This is a genomic window from Bifidobacterium sp. UTCIF-1, from assembly GCF_006408915.1.
Lineage (GTDB): Bacteria > Actinomycetota > Actinomycetes > Actinomycetales > Bifidobacteriaceae > Bifidobacterium > Bifidobacterium reuteri.
Map to the genome: position 1 here is coordinate 1 of NZ_JFAG01000014.1, position 15486 is coordinate 15486.

At 62.2% G+C, this 15486-nt stretch carries 16 protein-coding genes and 1 pseudogene; 10 read left to right on the plus strand and 7 right to left on the minus strand.

What is annotated here, in order from left to right:
* Positions 1-8: 8 nt before the first annotated feature.
* The gene (locus BW09_RS07225; RefSeq protein WP_044090399.1) at positions 9-629 is read right to left on the minus strand and encodes an NADPH-dependent F420 reductase; all 621 of its coding nucleotides are present in this window, start codon (positions 627-629) and stop codon (positions 9-11) included.
* A gap of 265 nt (positions 630-894) precedes the next feature.
* Here BW09_RS07225 and BW09_RS07230 point away from each other — a divergent pair, with 265 nt between their 5' ends.
* Together BW09_RS07230 and BW09_RS07235 are read left to right on the plus strand one after the other, a co-directional pair.
* Positions 895-1422 (plus strand): PadR family transcriptional regulator, encoded by a 528-nt coding sequence (locus BW09_RS07230; protein WP_140463186.1) that lies wholly within the window; start codon positions 895-897, stop codon positions 1420-1422.
* Between the two features lie 82 nt (positions 1423-1504).
* Positions 1505-2635, plus strand: a complete 1131-nt coding sequence (locus BW09_RS07235) for an AEC family transporter (RefSeq protein ID WP_140463184.1) — start codon at positions 1505-1507, stop codon at positions 2633-2635.
* 75 nt (positions 2636-2710) lie between these two features.
* Here BW09_RS07235 and BW09_RS07240 read toward each other — a convergent pair whose 3' ends face one another.
* Positions 2711-3517 carry a carboxymuconolactone decarboxylase family protein gene (locus tag BW09_RS07240; RefSeq protein ID WP_140463182.1) on the minus strand — a complete coding sequence of 269 codons (807 nt, stop codon included), beginning with the start codon at positions 3515-3517 and terminating at the stop codon, positions 2711-2713.
* 234 nt (positions 3518-3751) lie between these two features.
* Between BW09_RS07240 and BW09_RS07245 the strand changes: the two genes are divergently transcribed.
* The 4 genes from BW09_RS07245 to BW09_RS07260 all read left to right on the plus strand — a co-directional run bounded on the left by BW09_RS07245 (position 3752) and on the right by BW09_RS07260 (position 7203).
* The gene (locus BW09_RS07245) at positions 3752-4327 is read left to right on the plus strand and encodes a TetR/AcrR family transcriptional regulator (protein ID WP_140463180.1); all 576 of its coding nucleotides are present in this window, start codon (positions 3752-3754) and stop codon (positions 4325-4327) included.
* 108 nt (positions 4328-4435) lie between these two features.
* A complete protein-coding gene (locus tag BW09_RS07250; protein ID WP_258185025.1) occupies positions 4436-5338 on the plus strand; it encodes a LysR family transcriptional regulator in 903 nt (300 codons plus the stop codon).
* Positions 5339-6146: 808 nt separating this feature from the next.
* Positions 6147-6626, plus strand: a complete 480-nt coding sequence (locus BW09_RS07255) for a flavodoxin (RefSeq protein WP_044090378.1) — start codon at positions 6147-6149, stop codon at positions 6624-6626.
* Positions 6627-6804: 178 nt separating this feature from the next.
* Positions 6805-7203, plus strand: coding sequence for a cupin domain-containing protein (locus tag BW09_RS07260; protein ID WP_044090389.1), 399 nt, complete (start codon positions 6805-6807; stop codon positions 7201-7203).
* A gap of 39 nt (positions 7204-7242) precedes the next feature.
* On the opposite strand, the gene fetB is transcribed toward BW09_RS07260, so the two are convergent.
* Positions 7243-8034, minus strand: a complete 792-nt coding sequence (fetB, locus tag BW09_RS07265; RefSeq protein ID WP_044090377.1) for an ABC transporter permease — start codon at positions 8032-8034, stop codon at positions 7243-7245.
* Positions 8031-8990: an ATP-binding cassette domain-containing protein gene (locus BW09_RS07270; protein ID WP_081977836.1), complete on the minus strand. Its 960-nt coding sequence runs from the start codon at positions 8988-8990 to the stop codon at positions 8031-8033. The genes fetB and BW09_RS07270 overlap by 4 nt, the downstream gene beginning before the upstream one ends.
* Before the next feature lie 186 nt (positions 8991-9176).
* On the opposite strand from BW09_RS07270, the gene BW09_RS07275 reads away from it, so the two are divergent.
* The 3 genes from BW09_RS07275 (at position 9177) to BW09_RS07285 (ending at position 11775) form a co-directional block, all read left to right on the plus strand.
* Positions 9177-9872 carry a response regulator transcription factor gene (locus BW09_RS07275; protein ID WP_044090375.1) on the plus strand — a complete coding sequence of 232 codons (696 nt, stop codon included), beginning with the start codon at positions 9177-9179 and terminating at the stop codon, positions 9870-9872.
* A gap of 121 nt (positions 9873-9993) precedes the next feature.
* Positions 9994-10995: a HAMP domain-containing sensor histidine kinase gene (locus tag BW09_RS07280; RefSeq protein ID WP_052382090.1), complete on the plus strand. Its 1002-nt coding sequence runs from the start codon at positions 9994-9996 to the stop codon at positions 10993-10995.
* A gap of 114 nt (positions 10996-11109) precedes the next feature.
* Positions 11110-11775, plus strand: a complete 666-nt coding sequence (locus BW09_RS07285) for a DedA family protein (protein ID WP_044090374.1) — start codon at positions 11110-11112, stop codon at positions 11773-11775.
* A gap of 220 nt (positions 11776-11995) precedes the next feature.
* On the opposite strand, the gene BW09_RS07290 is transcribed toward BW09_RS07285, so the two are convergent.
* The gene (locus BW09_RS07290) at positions 11996-12901 is read right to left on the minus strand and encodes a LysR family transcriptional regulator (protein WP_044090373.1); all 906 of its coding nucleotides are present in this window, start codon (positions 12899-12901) and stop codon (positions 11996-11998) included.
* A 156-nt stretch (positions 12902-13057) separates the two neighbouring features.
* Between BW09_RS07290 and BW09_RS07295 the strand changes: the two are divergent.
* A pseudogene (locus BW09_RS07295) lies at positions 13058-14425 on the plus strand (MFS transporter).
* A 48-nt stretch (positions 14426-14473) separates the two neighbouring features.
* Here BW09_RS07295 and BW09_RS07300 read toward each other — a convergent pair.
* Positions 14474-14989, minus strand: a complete 516-nt coding sequence (locus BW09_RS07300; RefSeq protein ID WP_044090371.1) for a PIN domain-containing protein — start codon at positions 14987-14989, stop codon at positions 14474-14476.
* Positions 14989-15351 (minus strand): type II toxin-antitoxin system RelB/DinJ family antitoxin, encoded by a 363-nt coding sequence (locus BW09_RS07305; RefSeq protein WP_044090369.1) that lies wholly within the window; start codon positions 15349-15351, stop codon positions 14989-14991. The genes BW09_RS07300 and BW09_RS07305 overlap by 1 nt, the downstream gene beginning before the upstream one ends.
* Positions 15352-15486 lie beyond the last annotated feature (135 nt).

Sequence of the window (15486 nt, forward strand, 5' to 3'; positions counted from 1 at the left end):
ATAAGTGATTACTTTACGACCTTGAAGCCGGCGGTCCACGGGGTTTGCTCGGTGACGCCCAGGATGATCTGCAGCGCGCCGTAGCCCTCGAGGTACTGTGCGCGCTTCAGGGCGCCGGCATCCACGGTCTTGAGTCCGGCGGCCTCGATGAAGGCGGCCACGGACTTCTTGGCAGCCTCATCATCGGCGGCGAGCTGCACCACGGTCGGTGCGCCGTCGTTCTCACCGGTGGCCAGCGTAGCGGCGAAGGTGGTGTTGAACGCCTTGACCACGCTAGACTGCGGAAGCTTGGCGGCCACGTACTCGGCAGCGGACTTGGCGCCTTCCGGCAGGGCGAGGTCGAAGGTGGTGAAATCGATCGGGTTGGAGACATCCACCACGGTCTTGCCGGCGAGCTGGTCGGCGTAGGCGGCGATCGCCTCGTCGTAGGCGGGGAAGGGCAGGGCCAGGACGACGATGTCGCCGGTGATGGCGGCCTCGCCGAACTTCGCGCCGGTTACGCCCTCGGCTGCGGCGGTGGCCTTATCGGGGTTGCGGTCGATGACCTGGACGTTCGCGCCGCCCTTGACGGCGATGCCCGCCACGGCGGATCCGATGTTGCCTGCGCCGAAGATGGTGATGTTTGCCATGATGTGTTCCTTTCGATGATGAAAGCCTATTGCCTTGTTGGTTAGATTGTCGGCGAATGTCGCTGCGTCTGGTGCTGTGACCGGTCTGCGATGTTCGCGTTGATGCCAGTATGCACCTCACGTTGATATATTTCAAGCTGAGATATATCAATAAGATTTATGTCGGTCGCGAAATCGCTGTATTTCCAACGGTTTTGAGGGGTTTATTAACCGTGGCTTGCGGCGTGTCGTTCTGAAATATCTCAGTCTGAGGTATCATGAACGCATGAATATTGTGGAAATCATGACGTTGGGCTTCCTTTCCGAGGAGCCGTTGTGCGGCTACAGGCTGCGCAAGAAGATGGAGCAGCTCCAGGGATACAACCGCGCCTTCAGCGACGGCACGCTCCATTCGGTCACCAGCAAGTTCGTCAAAGCCGGCTATTTGGGGGAGGCGTTCAATGTGGTCAATGGGCGCCGTCTGCGTGAGTTTCACCTTGAGCCGGCGGGTCGTGAGAAGCTTATCGAGGAGCTGAAGAGTACGAGCGGGTATATGCTCAGCGACATCACCAAATGGGCGGTGGTGATGTCCTTCCTGTCCGTCATCCCCGATGTCGCTGATCGCAATGCCGTACTGCGGCGTCGGCTCGATCTGCTGGATTCGGATGTGCGGCGCATGTACAGCGACGGCGAAGGGCCAATCGACAACGAAAGTCTGACCGACAAGTACCGTATCGCCATCACCGAGATCCATGACGCCGAAATCGCCGCCGAACGCGCCTGGCTCATGAAGGAACTTGGCGTATCCGAGTAGCGGACGTATCGTGCCGCCATGCTGTCCAGATGGCCGCTTTACATAGTCGCCGGATGATGTTTGCTCAAGCGGGAGGGAGTCTGTGGGACAGTTCGGCGTGATGGTCGGCCAGCTGGTCGGTTTTCTCATCATGTTGATGGTGGGATACGGGTGCGTGCGTCTGCGTTTCTATGGCAAAACCGCGTTGGACGGCATGTGCTCGCTGTTGCTCAACGTGCTCATCCCTGTGCTGGTCTTCTCGAATGCCGTGGACGGTACGGACCGCTCGCACCTCGAGGCCAACTGGGGAGTGATGCTGCTTACCGCCGTGATGTACGGTCTGCTCATCCTCACGTTCTGGGCATTCGCGCATCTTTTGCGGCTCAAAGGTTCGCGCAGTCATGTTTTCCAGGCATCGCTGGTGTTCGGCAATGCCGGATTCATCGGCATCCCGCTCATCATGGCATTGTGGCCGAGGGAGGGTGCGATCTATGTGGCGCTGATGTCGATCATCGACCAGACGTTGTTGTGGACGTACGGCGTGTGGCTGTGCGAGCCGGTTCGGCCTACGGCCGCGGCCGGCGGCGCTGGCGGAATCGGTGTGAACGACAGTGCCGCCGGAAGTCGCGGTGTGGATGGAAGGCACAGTGCGGACAAAAGGCATAATGCAGGTGAAAGACATAGTGCGGATGGGAGCCGTGGCGCCGTCGGGGAAGACCTGCCCGCCGCGTCGCGCCCTTCGCTTGGTTCGCGCGTGCTCGGGCTGCTCCGTCGGTTCGTCAACCCCGCGTTCATCGGCGTGATGATTGCGCTGGCCCTGATTCTGCTTGGCATCAAAGTGCCGAATCTCATTCTGAAGCCGTTGCACACCATCGGCAATATGGCGACCCCGATGTCGCTGATATACCTCGGCGGTCTGTTTGCTCTGACCAAGTGGTGGGGCGTGCTGCGCCGCTACGAACTGTATGCCGGGCTTGTGGCCAAGATGATCGCCTTCCCGCTCGCGTTCTACGCGCTGCTGACGTGGTCGGTCGGTGCGTTGCCGTTCGCCTTGCCGATCACGCACGACATGATTCTCATGATCACCGTGATCGCAGGCCTGCCGACCATGACCACCATCGCGATGTTCACCGGCCGCAAGGACAACATGCCCGACTATGCGGTCGGATTCGTGTTGGTCAGCACCCTGTTCTCGCTGGTGTCGCTGACCATCGTCTCCGCGGTGGTGTTCTAGAAAATCGTTGACGAAGCGACTACCCCTCAGACCCGCCGGGCCAGCTCCCCTGACAAGGGGAGCCAATAACGACAATCAGTCCTGCGACGCTGCGTCGATGCAGCGCAACGCGTTGAGGGTGCGCGGATAGCCGATGTACGGCATGCACTGCGACGCCACGGCGATGAGGAAGTGACGGTCGTTGCCGATGCGCATATTGGCGCGGGCATGGCTGGTGAGCTGCGGATCGCACCCGCCCTGCGCGGCCAGGAAGCAGAACGTGATCATCTCGCGCTGCTTGAGATCGAGCCCGGTGCGCGTGTAGTAGTCGCCGAAGCAATTGGCTGCCAGCCAGCGGTTGACATGACGCTTATCCTCAGGACCGGACTTGTAGAAGTCCTTCATACCGTCGCCGAAGATATCCACCTGCGCCTGCGTGCCGGCCTCCCGCCGTGTTTCCGGTGTGGTGGTGGCCTGCGAGGGCAGCGGCAGTTCGACGCCGCGCTCGCGCAGGATGTCGTTCAGTGCGGCGATGAACGGGTAGACTCGCGCGATGCCCAGATATGCCACGGCCTGATAGGTCGCTTCCTTGATTTCCACAGGCGTGAGTCCGGCGATGAGCGCCGCCGGCACGATGCCGCGGAATTCGGTGAGGCTCTGGCTGCCGAGCAGCGTGGCCAGAATCGCCAGATAGCGTGTGTGGTCGTCCAGATCGTTGACACCGGGCTCGTTCGGCACTTCGTCAAACGCGAAGTTCTCGATGATTCGGGCCAGATCCGGGTCGTCGCGGCGCAGCAGCTCCGAATCCGGGAAGAACGTGCGATGATAGGCTTCTGCGGCGGGGGAGATGCCGCTGGGCTGTTCCGCTGATTGATCGTGTTCCGTGGTGCTGTGTTCCGTCATGGTGCGTCCTTCTATCGTCAATTCGTCATCAACACAGCGTATGAGCATGCGTGCCATGCCGCAATTGCCTGCCGAGTATCAACGGTGATGCTTGGCAGGCATGGTCGGGCTGCCTCATGCTGCCTCATGCTGGCTCAGCCATGCCATTTCAGCTTGGACGCTTCGGCCTAGTCATTGCATTGGATGATACCTGTTGAGGACGAATGTACCCATTTTCGGGTAATGTCTGCCGATATGGAGAAGAGCAGCACCGCGCCACACCGTCGCAACGACCCCGAGCGCAAGCAGCACATCATCGATGCGTGCCTCACGGTCATCGCCGAACGCGGGGTGGCGGGAACCTCGCACCGGGTGGTGGCCGCCGAGGCCCATGTGCCGCTGGGGTCCATGACCTACCATTTCGACGGCATGCACGATCTGCTGCATCAGGCGTTCGACCAGTTCGCCGATCGGTCCATCGCCGCGTTCCGCGCGAGGATGGACGCGGCGACCAATGCCGACGAAGCCTGTGAGGCCATTGCCGCCAGCATCGAACATGATGTGCTCGCCACCCAGCGGGACATGAACATCAACCTTGAGTTCTATGCGCTGGTCGCCCATGACGAGTCATTCCGCGACATCAGCAGTCGTTGGATGACAGCCACGCAGGAGGCAATGGGCCGGTTCTTCGACCGTGAGACCGTGGTGCTGTTGGATGCCATGATCGAAGGGCTGACATTGCACCGCGCCCTCGGCGGCGAGCCGCGCGATTCGGATGCCGTCTTACGGAGCGTCCGACTCGTGGCCATCGGCAACGACCGGTCGGCGTAATCGCTTCGTAGTGCTCGCGATGGCATAATAACGCCCAGTCAACAGCCCCAGCCGGTGGATGTGCTGCCCGCGCTGTGCAACCCGCGCTACTCTTTAGAAAAGACGTACATGGGACTGGGGAAAACGACTATGGAACTGCGGGTGCTCAGATACTTCCTCGCCGTGGCCGAGGAGGGCAACATCACATGGGCTGCGGAACTGTTGCAGATTTCGCAGCCCACGCTCTCACGACAGTTGAAGCAGCTCGAGGATGAGCTGGGAGTCACCTTGTTTACCCGCGGGCGCCACAACATCACCCTCACCCGGGAGGGGCGGCTGCTGCGCGACCGTGCTCAGGCAATCGTGGAGCTGACCGACAAGACCGAACGCGAGGTTTCGAATGGCTGTAGCGGGGAACTCGACGGCGAGATCTCGGTAAGTTGCGGTGATGTGCGCGCCGTGGAATACCTGACCGCGCGCATGGCCGCATTTCGCCGATTGCACCCTCATGTCCGGTTCGTCATGGTCTCCACCACCGCCGACGTGATTCAGGAACGGTTGGATCAGGGCCGGAGCGACGTGGCGCTGATGACCGAACCGGTGGATGTGGCCCGGTTCGACTTCATGCGGTTGGACGCTGCGGACGAGTGGGGCGTCATGGTTCGCGACGATGATCCGCTGGTATTAGCCGGTGCCAGAACAGTCCGTCCCGAGGACTTGGTGGACCGACCGTTGCTGATGCCGTTCAGACCGCAGGTGCGCGCCGAACTGCTCAGCTGGTTCGGTCCTTTGCGTGACAAGGTGCAGCTCGCGTGCATCTTCAATCTGCCGCTCAACGCGGCGATGGCCGTACGACAGGGTGTGGGTGCCGCGTTGTGCTATGACGTGGGCCAGGTCGGCGAAGGATTGCGGTTCCTGCCACTGGCCCCGCATCTGGAAGCCAGGTCGGTGGTGGCGTGGAAGCGCAGCAGTATGCATGCCCCCGCCGTCGAGGCGTTCATCGCGTTCCTGCGCGAGGGCCTCGCGCAGTAGGCGGCGAGTGCGGTTGTGTGCAGATGCGTTCGGCTGAGGTTGTGCTGCCGCGTGATTGTTGCGTGTGACAGCTGGGGCGCGTCTGCCGTGACTGTCGCATGCAACGATTGACGTTGCGTCCCGCGTTGTCACCGCGTTGTCACGGCGTTGCCCCGTGTGAAGGGTCCACAAAAGACACGGAAAGGCCCAGAAAGGCCCCTAAAGACATGGTTGCTGAGTTGTTGCCGAGTGATGAATAGTCTAATCGTCCTGATTCCCAGTCTATTCCCAGACTGTTTGCACGCTGTGTGAAGTTGGATGCTGTTATATAGGAACCACGGCCGCAATGGCCGCGACAATTGAACTTCTTCCTCTCTTCTCCTTTCCAAGCCCGGCCTTACGGTCGGGCTTTTCCTTTGCCGGCCGAAATGAGACGACGGATGACGATGTATGTGTGGGTATGTGGGGAAGATGCCCCGGCCCATGCCGACGCCGGATCATGCCATGGCCGGGTCGATGTGAGTGGAGAAAGATGTGAGGGAATGTGCTCAACGGCCGGTGAATGTCGGGCTATAGGAGCTGATGTGGTGCTCTAGGCTCCTGAATCGCATCAACATAGCTATGGCAGTACGCATCGGGGATCTGCTGCCATGCCTGCAGGACATGCTCGCTTATCGCGGATAACTATTGGACAGAGAATCCATGCGCGCCATAATCGAAGGTGAAGCGGGACTGGTCCGCGCATCTGCAGGTGCGCGGCGCATCAGGCGCGCGCCGATCGCGTACCTGTCGAGTGGCGCTGCCCCGCTTTTTCAGGAAAGGAATCGATATGGGCAAGCGAATTCTGGTTACGTATTTCTCTGCCACCGGCACCACGAGGGCCGTGGCCGAACGATTGGCGAAGGCCGCCGGCGCGGATATCGAGGAGATTGTGCCGGCAGAGCCGTACACTGCCGCCGACGTGGACTGGCGGGATCCGAACAGCCGGTCCAGTGTGGAGCACCAGCACCGTGAAATGCGTCCCGAACTTGCGCATTCCATTGACATCACGCCGTACGATGTGGTGTTCGTCGGTTATCCACTGTGGTGGGAGACCGCGCCGCGCGTGGTGCGCACCTTCCTCGAGAGCGAGGATTGGTCGGGCAAGACCATCGTGACGTTCGCCACGTCCGGCTCCAGCATTCGCGGCGCCGACGGCGTGCAGCTGCATGACTCCGCGCCGGCCGCACACTGGATCGCGGGCCGTCGCCTCGCCGCGAACGTCAAGGAATCCGAACTCGACAAGTGGGTCGCAGGACTGGATCTGTGACTGTCGGCCGGCAATCTGGTCGCTGCTGAATCGTCCGATGTCGATCTGTCTGTTCTCGAATGGCTGTCGAACCTGCATCTACCTCGCGGGACGGAGCCTGCCGGAAGTTGCATGCAGGCAGTGCAGGCGACGATTCGGAAAACAAAACGATAACGAAGAAAGTGAGCACAACATGACGATGGACAATCCGAGCGCCTTCCCGATGGGCAAACCGAACGACGCCTATGCCCAGTATTTCGAAGGCCAAAGCTATCTCGCGCCGCTTGCCGGCGACGATCAGGTGAACGTGGCGAACGTGACCTTTGAGCCTGGATGCACGAATCACTGGCACATTCATCATGGTGTCTGCCAGATTCTGCTGGCGGTGGGCGGCCGCGGCTACTACCAGATCGAGGGGCAGGCTCCGGTGGAGCTCAAGCCGGGCGATGTGGCCTATATCCCACCGGAGACCAAGCACTGGCATGGGGCTGCGCCGCATGAGGCGTTCGCGCATGTGGCCATTATGCCCAAGGCCGAAGGCGCCTCGAACGAATGGCTCGAACCGGTGGACGAGGAGGAATACCGCCGTCTGGCGTAGCCTCCCATCCATCCAACCCAGCGATTGTTGTCTCTCGGCTTATCGCATCGACGGCGGCTTGTACTGGTCGTCGGCGGTGAAGCAGGTGCGGTAGACCATGGCCATGATGAGGCTGTCGGCCACCAGTGTCAGCGCCGCGATGGCGTCGAACACCACGAACTGGTATTTTGCCGCTTCGAGCGGGTCGCCTCCGGCGATCACCTGACCGGCCATCATGCCTGGGATGGTCACGATGCCGCAGGACGCCAATGTGGCCGTGGTGGGCAGCAGCCCCAAGCGAATCGAGGAGACGATGGACGGGCGCGCCGCCTCCCAGGCGGTGGCACCCAGTGCGAGCATCGTGTCGATCTCGTCACGTCGCTCGTCCATGCTCTCGTAGAACCGGCTCAACCCGACCGCCAGCGCGGAGACCGTGTTGCCCAGCAGCATGCCGGTCAGCGGCACCACGAGCTGCGGCGCGTACCACGGGTGAGGCCGCACCACGAGCTCGGTCACCAGCGAGATCATGAGCAGCATCGTGATGGTCAGACTCAGGAGCACCGGGCCTGCCAGCCCCTTCGGCACGCCTTTGGCGCGCGACAGCGTGATCTGCACGGCGGCCACCAACATCACGGCGATCACCGCGAACACCAGCCACACATTGTTCGCGCGGATTACATAGCCGACCACGAATCCCATCGCGCACAGCTGCAGCAACGCACGGCAGGCGGACCATAGCAGCGTCTTGCCGATGTTGATGCGCATGAGCTCGCTGATGCCCGCGGCGACGGTCACCATCGCCAGCGCCACGAGGAGGCCCCAGATATCGATGTCATAGGCGTTGCCGCTCATGCCCGTGCCCTCCTTGCCGTCGTGCCCGGAACCGAGGTCGTGCTGATCACTGCGCCCGCCGCCGTGCCCGCCTCCGTGGGTGCCGAGCTCGCATCCAGCACGCCATCCGCAAGGGTGACGATGCGACTGGCACGCCCGTCCGGCGGCCGATGCCTGATGCGCACGATCGCCATGCCGCGAGCCGCCGCGGTGGCCATGATGTCCGCCACTTTCTCGGCGTTCTCGTCGTCCAGACCGGCGTCCACCTCGTCCGCAAGAAGCACCTTCGGTCCGGTCAGCAGCGTGCGCGCCAGCGAGACGCGGGCCGCCTGACCTCCGGAGAGGTCGTGCGGCGGACGATCGAGATCGATGTCGTCGCACCCCATGGCGTCCAACGTCATGCGGATGCGCTGATCCGGCAACAGCCGGCGGGCCTGCTCCTCGTTGTTTCGAAACAGTGCGATGAACTTCCGCCCGATGCCGATATGTCCGATTCGTCGTCCGGCTTTGACGGTCGTCCCCGCATCGACGTTACCATCGCCACCGTCGCCGCGCGCCTGCATCCCATCTGCGCTCTTGTCGGCATCAGCAGCTGCGGTCCCGGCATCGCCGCCATCGGCCGCGCCCTCCGCGTCGGCCCTGATGGACAGACTGAACGGCAGACGTATCGCCTCAGCGACGGTCCGCCCCGGCAGAATCGGCTTCTGCGGCAGATACGCCACCTCGCGCCGCCACTGCTGCGGCGTGAAATCGTTGGCATCCCGCCCTTGCAGGGCAAGAACGCCGGTCGCATGCGGATTCAGCCGGGCGAACGCGGTCAGCAGACTGCTCTTGCCTGAACCGGACGGCCCCACCAGATCGACGATCTCGCCCGCCGTGATTGCGAAGGACAGCCCCTCGAAGATCACACGGTCGCCATCGGCGGACGGCACGGTGCATCCCACCCGTTCGGCGGTGAAAACGTTGGTCCTATTCATAGTCCGCACGTTACGTCGATGGTGGGCTGGCGGGCCAATCCGCACGCGTTTCTTAGCGCAGCCTAAGTAGTTTGGATGTCTGATATAACCGTAGAAACAGGCCTGTTCCGGTGTGCCGCCGGACAGATGCGCCCGATGTGGAGACATGGGCGATGCGAACGATGCGGAAAGTGCAGGGAACGGACGATGGGTGATTACGCGACAGACCCCGAACGGCTCATGCTGCCGTCGGTGCTGTTCATCGAAGACGACCCCAATCTCGGCGCCATGACGGCGGAGATGCTCGGCGTCGACTACCGGATCGATTGGGTGCAAACCATCACCGAAGCACAGCGGCGACTGAACGAGGACAGATACGATGCGCTCGTGGTGGACCGCAGGCTCCCGGATGGCGACGGACTGGACCTGGTCCGCCGAATCCGCGGCGGCGGCATCGCCACGCCAGCGCTGATCCTCACCGCGCTCGCCGAAGTGGACGACATCGTGGACGGACTCGATGCCGGCGCCAACGACTACCTGACCAAGCCGTTCCACTTCGTCGAGCTTGAGGCCCGGCTGCGCGCGCTGCTGCGCGGATTCCACGCGCAAGTCGCCAGCGTGATGATCGGTGACTGGTTGCTCAAGCCGGAATCGAACGTCATTGAGGACCCGGACGGACGCACCGTGCCGCTGACCGACGTGGAATCCAAGCTGCTCGCCACGCTCGCCTCTGCACCGGACCATGTGTTCGGGCGCGAGGAGCTGCTGCGCAACGCCTTCTCGGCGGGCAGCGACATCGGCGCTGTGGACGTGTACGTGTCGTACGTGCGCGGCAAAACCACCCGCGGCATCATCAGCACCGTGCGCGGCCGAGGGTATCGTATCGGCAGTCCGCGGGATTGACGGTGGGCGCCGTGGCGGACGGGCGCAATGGCGGACGGGCTCGCGCGGAATCGTCCGGCCTGTGCGGGCTGGTCGTCCCATACCAGGGCAGCCGATCAAACGGAATCAATAAGGAATGATGATGAAGACGAAGAACGACGGCGTACGCAAACCCGGTTCCGGCAATGTGGCAGGCCTGATCAGTCTGCGCATGACCGTGGCCATGACGGCGATCACCGTGCTGGGCGGCATCCTGTTCGTGCTCGGCGTGCTGCTCGGATCGCGGCATGAGTTCGCCGAACGCGGGCTTGACCCGAATGCCATGTCGGTCACCGCGCAGTACGGCTCGGGCATGATGGTCATCGACACGCGCAAGGCCGTGGCGTTCACGCTGCTGTTCGTGCTTGGCGTGATCGCCGCCGTGGCGCTGATCGGACGATACTACTCGCACAAGGAGGTTGCGCCGCTCGAGCACGCCTTCGAGCTGCAGAAGGATTTCGTGGCGGACGCCAGCCACGAGCTCAAGACACCGCTGGCCGTGATCGCCACGCGCATCGACCTCATCGACTTCCGCCGCGCCCACGGCCAGCCCATCGACGGCGTGCTTGACGATCTGCGCGGCGACGTGGACCGCATGAACGCCATCATCACCGACCTGCTGGTGGCCGCGCGCGGGGCGGTCAACGCAGAACCGGTGACGCTCGCCGGTGTGATCGACCAGTCCGTGGAGGCGGTCCGTCCGCTTGCCGACAAGCAGCAGGTGCGGGTCGCGACCCGCATCGACGGGAACCCGTCCCGGTTCGTCGTGCGCGGCAACGCTGTGGGGCTCTCGCGTTGCCTCGTCGCCGTGTTGGACAACGCCATCGCCCATGCGCCGGAAGGTTCCGACGTCACGGTCTCGCTTGGTTACCACCATCACAGTGACGTGGCCATCCGCGTGACCGATCACGGCACCGGCATCGGCGCGGATCCGGAGCGACTGTTCCGCCGCTTCGCCCGGGATGACGATGGTACTGCCCATCAGGGGTACGGTCTGGGTCTGGCGCTCGCCCGCGACGTGGCGAACCGGTATGATGGCACGCTCGACGTGGAATCGACATCCGCCGAAGGTACCACCATGCTCATCACCCTGCCCCTGGCCTAGTGTCCTGCTGCAGAAGTTCGTTGATTATCATTTGGTTCCTTTGGCAAAGGGAGCCGAAAGATACCGCCTGTCTTCTTAGTGGCGGTTAAGCGGGCGCACCGTAGCGTGTAGGACATGAACATCGCAACAATTACGCAATGCCCGGTCTCCACGGGCGGATTCATCGGCGCCATCACCGAATGGCTTGTCGGACTCATGTCGGTGATGGGCTGGCTCGGCACCGGCATCGCCGTGTTTCTGGAGAACCTGTTCCCGCCGATTCCCAGCGAAGTCATCCTGCCGCTTGCCGGCTTCACCGCCGCCCAGGGGCGCATGACGCTGGTCGAGGCCATCGCCGGCGCCACCGCCGGTTCGGTGATCGGCGCGCTGGTGCTGTACGCGATCGCCTACGCCATCGGCGCCGCACGCATGCGCCGCCTGTTCGACTGGATGCCGCTGACCGACGCTTCCGACATCGACAAGGCCAACGACTGGTTCGCGCGTTATGGGCTGGCCTCCGTGCTCATCGGCCGTGTGATTCCGATTGTGCGGTCGCTGATCTCCATTCCGGCCGGCATCGCCCGTACGAATCTGGCGAAGTTCACACTGCTGACCGCGCTGGGATCGGCCGTTTGGAATACGATTCTCGTGATGGCCGGGTATCTGCTCGGCGCCCAGTGGTGTTCGATCCTCGGGTTCCTCGACAAATTCCAGTACGTCGTCGCCGCGATCGTGGTGGCGCTGGTGGTCTGGTACGTGGTGGTCAAGGTCCGGGCCCATATGGCCACGGCCGACGAGTGACATGGTAATGGGGAGAACGGATGATGCGGCTGGAGGCGGAAGGGTATGCGCGACAGATTCGTCATGGGTCTGGTGGTCTGTCTCACTAATAATTGAGGGTTTCAGATTCTGCCTCTCACCCAGTCAGCTTCGCTGCCAGCCCCCTCATAGGGGCAATACCACTCAGGCAATTACGAGACAGGCACTATGGTGCGCCCGCGTTGGATGGTCCCAAGAGGATTCAGCCAGCAGTCGGTCTCGACTTGCTGAGCTCACGGATGCGGTCGATGAAGGCCGTGACGGCGGGGGAGGGGTCCCTTGGGTAGAGCAGGCCGTAGTCGAGGCCGATGGGTTCGGGCCAATCGACCGGCACGTTGACCAGCTGCGGATGGACGTCGTCCCACATCGGCTTCGAGATGAGCAGGTCGCCGGACTGGGCGCATTCATTGAATGTATCGAGGTCGTAGTGATCGATGTTCACGAGCTCGATGGCGGGATGCCGTTCCAGTAGATCCCGCGCCCGGTCGTTGCCGCCATGATGCCGACTGAGCAGGTGAAGGCGGGTGCCTTCAAGGTCCGGCAACGACACGAATGGCTTGCGGGCGAGTGCGTGGTCTCGCGGCACCGCCACGCATAATGGCTCCCGATCGAGCGTGAGCGTGCCGCAGACATCGCCCCAATAGGCGGCGTCGAAGGCGGTGGCGATCATGTCGACGGACTCGCCGAGATGGGTGATGAGACTGTCGATGGTTTCGGTGTCATCCGGCATCGAAACCAGTTCCAGGCGGATCTGCGGGTGACGGCCGGCGTCCCGTTGCCACAGGTCAAGGATGCGTCGGCCGGATCGCAGTATGGAGACGCCCAGACGGACGGGCGCGGCCTCCGAGACCGCGCGGCGTTGCGCCTTGCGCAGCATCTCCCGGCACTGGCGCCGAATCATGATGGCGTCTTCGATGAAATCCGCCCCGGTTTCGGTCGGCGTCACGCCGCTACGCGAACGGGCGAACAGCGTGAGACCGTATTCCCGCTCGAACGTGTTGATCTGTTTGGCCAGTGCGGGAGTGGACATGTTCAGCCGTCGTGCCGCATGCGCGAAACTGCCCGTCTCCGCCGCCGCGATGACGGCGTCCAGTCGTTTGTCGTACATTGCCGATGACCTGACCTATGCCTTGGTGTTCCTGGTATAAACCTGTGGTTTATACACCATAAACCACAATCATTAATACAGTACGATATCGCAAGCTTTATCCATCGTATACTGTCGCAGGCAATAACTCATGGTATATGAATGGAGGGGTAACAAGTGCAGTCGTCTACGCGGTATTCGTCCGTCCCGACCACGGCCGCGGCGGCCATCGCCTCGTTCCTGGTCGGTATGGACGTGCTCATCGTCAACGTGGCGTTGCCGACCATCACGGCCGAACTGGGCGGTGACATGGCCACCCAACAATGGGTGGTCGATGGATACAGCCTGCTGTTCGCCGCGCTGCTGCTGTTCGCGGGCAATCTCGCCGACCGCTGGGGAGCCAAGCGTGTGTTCGCCGCCGGGGCCGTGCTGTTCGCTGCGGCCTCGCTGTTCAGCGCGTTCGCGTGGTCGATGATGGCGTTGGTGGTCGGCCGCTGCCTGCTCGGCGTGGCGTCGGCGTTGATTCTGCCCGCTTCGATGTCCTTGATTAACGAGGCCAATCCGGACCCGAGAAGACGCGCGTGGGCGCTGTCGCTGTGGGGTGCGGGCGGTGCGTCCGCATCGGCGGTGGGTCCGCTGCTCGGCGGTTTGCTGACGCCGATTCACTGAAGTCTGGTGTTCGCGATCAACGTGCCGTTCTGCCTGCTGGTGCTGGCGCTTACACTGCGCATCGCACCGTCGCCGAAACGTATCACGCGGTTCGACTGGGTGGGTCAGGCGCTCGCGTTGGTGGGGTTGACGGTGCTCATCGCCGGCATTATCGAGGTGGGGGCGTTGGGTGTCGCTTCGCCCGTCGCGCTCGGTCTGCTGGTCGCCGGCGTGGCTGGGCTGGTGCTGTTCGTGTTCTCGCAGTCGAAGGTCGCCGTGCCGATGATGCCGCTTGGACTGTTCCGGGTGCGCGGCATGCAGGTCGCGCTCATGATCGGTTTCGTCATGATCTTCAACTGGTACGGGATGGTGTTCATCTGCACGATGTTCCTGCAGAACGAGCTGCATATGGGCGCATTCGCGGCCGGACTGGTGTTCGTGCCGTCCGCGTTCGTGACGATACTCGGCAATCTCATCGGCGGGCAGATCATCAACGCGCGTGGCTCGAAATTCTCGATCACATTGGGCTTGGGTATCATGATCGTCGGCTTCCTCATCGAATTCGTGACCCCGGTGCCGATTCCGGTGTGGTTGATTGCGACCGGGCTGAGCGTCGTCGGATTCGGTGCGGCCATCACCACCCCGGCCGCCGCAGGTGTGGTACTGAAAAGCGTGGATTCGGCGCAGGCGGGCATCGCATCCGCCATGTTCAACACGTTCCGTCAGGTCGGCGGCGCATGCGGCGTGGCCGTGTTCGGCGTCGTGGCTACGTTCCTGCCCTCGCTCACATTCGCGTTGAGGGCCGTCTTCCTCGTTTCCGCCGTATTGCTTATATTTGTTTTGTCTTATGAGCTGGTGCGCTGGAATGATGGGGATGGGCGGATGATCGTCGCATAGTGCCTGGGTAAGGCGGAATCCATATCGTAAGCAATCCTGTTGCCGTTGTCAGAGGTCGTCGGATTCGTCATTTGCCGTGAAAGATTGCACGATATGGCTTGGGCTGACGCAGTATTCCGGGAAATGCTCGATCAGCTCGGCATCGGATGTAATGACGCAGTCCGCATCGGCCTGCCGTGCGGCCGCGATGATGAGATCGTCCTCGAAATCGTCATGCTTGGGGCGCAAGGCGAGGGCGTCATCGCAGGTCTGCTGGTCGATTGGCGCGATGTCGCATAATGCTCGTGCCTGCTCCACACAGCGCCACGGTACATGACGTACCAGCATGTGCAGGGTCTCGTTTTCCAGAGACGATTCTCCCTGCTTGAATTGTCTGCGAACCATCGCCTCGGTTATGTAGGCGATGTCTTTCAACGATGTCGAGGCGCACAGCAATGCCACATCATGGTTCGCGCATGTCTCCAGGGCGCGTCTTGCCTGCTGTGCGTGCCCGTCGCGTTGCAGCAGATGATCCAGCAGTACGTTCGTATCCAGAAGGACACGCTGGGGATTCAGATGCTCCATCAGACGCTCCTTGTCATGTTCAGATAATCATCGAGTTTCTGGTCGTATACATCTGCGCGAATGCCTTGCCGGGTCTGCCCGGCCAGAAGATTTGTGTCTTCGTCGATGACTCCTGCGCGCAGGAGTTCCTCTTGTATGAGTCCTGAAGAGGCGTCGATCATCGTGAGCCTGCGCATCCGGCGCTGCTTGCGGGCCTGTTCCTCCGTCGTCGTTTCCAGACGCGGTACCTGTCTTCTGTCGGCGATATAGCGCCATAGCGAACGTATCACATCGCTGGGGGAGACGCCCTGCTCGCGCAGCACCGTATCGACGTCATCCTTGAGCTTGTCATCGATGCGCACGTTCATTTGTGTCATTGTCATATCGGGCTCCTTCTCAAGCCGTATGTTGCTATACAGTATAGCAGCATACGTTATTCAGGGGCGCGCGGATTCGATTGAGGTCGGTCATTGCGGCTCATGCCGGGGATTTGCTGCCGGCGAGGCGGGCAGTCTGCA

What these genes read in the sequence shown, in the direction of transcription:
- BW09_RS07255 (WP_044090378.1), top strand. Translation starts at nt 6,147, where the DNA reads ATGGGCAAGCGAATTCTGGTTACGTATTTCTCTGCCACCGGCACCACG.
- BW09_RS07245 (WP_140463180.1), top strand. Translation starts at nt 3,752, where the DNA reads ATGGAGAAGAGCAGCACCGCGCCACACCGTCGCAACGACCCCGAGCGC.
- BW09_RS07290 (WP_044090373.1), bottom strand. Translation starts at nt 12,901, where the DNA reads ATGTACGACAAACGACTGGACGCCGTCATCGCGGCGGCGGAGACGGGC.
- BW09_RS07270 (WP_081977836.1), bottom strand. Translation starts at nt 8,990, where the DNA reads ATGAATAGGACCAACGTTTTCACCGCCGAACGGGTGGGATGCACCGTG.
- BW09_RS07275 (WP_044090375.1), top strand. Translation starts at nt 9,177, where the DNA reads ATGGGTGATTACGCGACAGACCCCGAACGGCTCATGCTGCCGTCGGTG.
- BW09_RS07280 (WP_052382090.1), top strand. Translation starts at nt 9,994, where the DNA reads ATGAAGACGAAGAACGACGGCGTACGCAAACCCGGTTCCGGCAATGTG.
- BW09_RS07250 (WP_258185025.1), top strand. Translation starts at nt 4,436, where the DNA reads ATGGGACTGGGGAAAACGACTATGGAACTGCGGGTGCTCAGATACTTC.
- BW09_RS07260 (WP_044090389.1), top strand. Translation starts at nt 6,805, where the DNA reads ATGGACAATCCGAGCGCCTTCCCGATGGGCAAACCGAACGACGCCTAT.
- BW09_RS07240 (WP_140463182.1), bottom strand. Translation starts at nt 3,517, where the DNA reads ATGACGGAACACAGCACCACGGAACACGATCAATCAGCGGAACAGCCC.
- BW09_RS07300 (WP_044090371.1), bottom strand. Translation starts at nt 14,989, where the DNA reads ATGGAGCATCTGAATCCCCAGCGTGTCCTTCTGGATACGAACGTACTG.
- fetB (WP_044090377.1), bottom strand. Translation starts at nt 8,034, where the DNA reads ATGAGCGGCAACGCCTATGACATCGATATCTGGGGCCTCCTCGTGGCG.
- BW09_RS07225 (WP_044090399.1), bottom strand. Translation starts at nt 629, where the DNA reads ATGGCAAACATCACCATCTTCGGCGCAGGCAACATCGGATCCGCCGTG.
- BW09_RS07230 (WP_140463186.1), top strand. Translation starts at nt 895, where the DNA reads ATGAATATTGTGGAAATCATGACGTTGGGCTTCCTTTCCGAGGAGCCG.
- BW09_RS07305 (WP_044090369.1), bottom strand. Translation starts at nt 15,351, where the DNA reads ATGACAATGACACAAATGAACGTGCGCATCGATGACAAGCTCAAGGAT.
- BW09_RS07285 (WP_044090374.1), top strand. Translation starts at nt 11,110, where the DNA reads ATGAACATCGCAACAATTACGCAATGCCCGGTCTCCACGGGCGGATTC.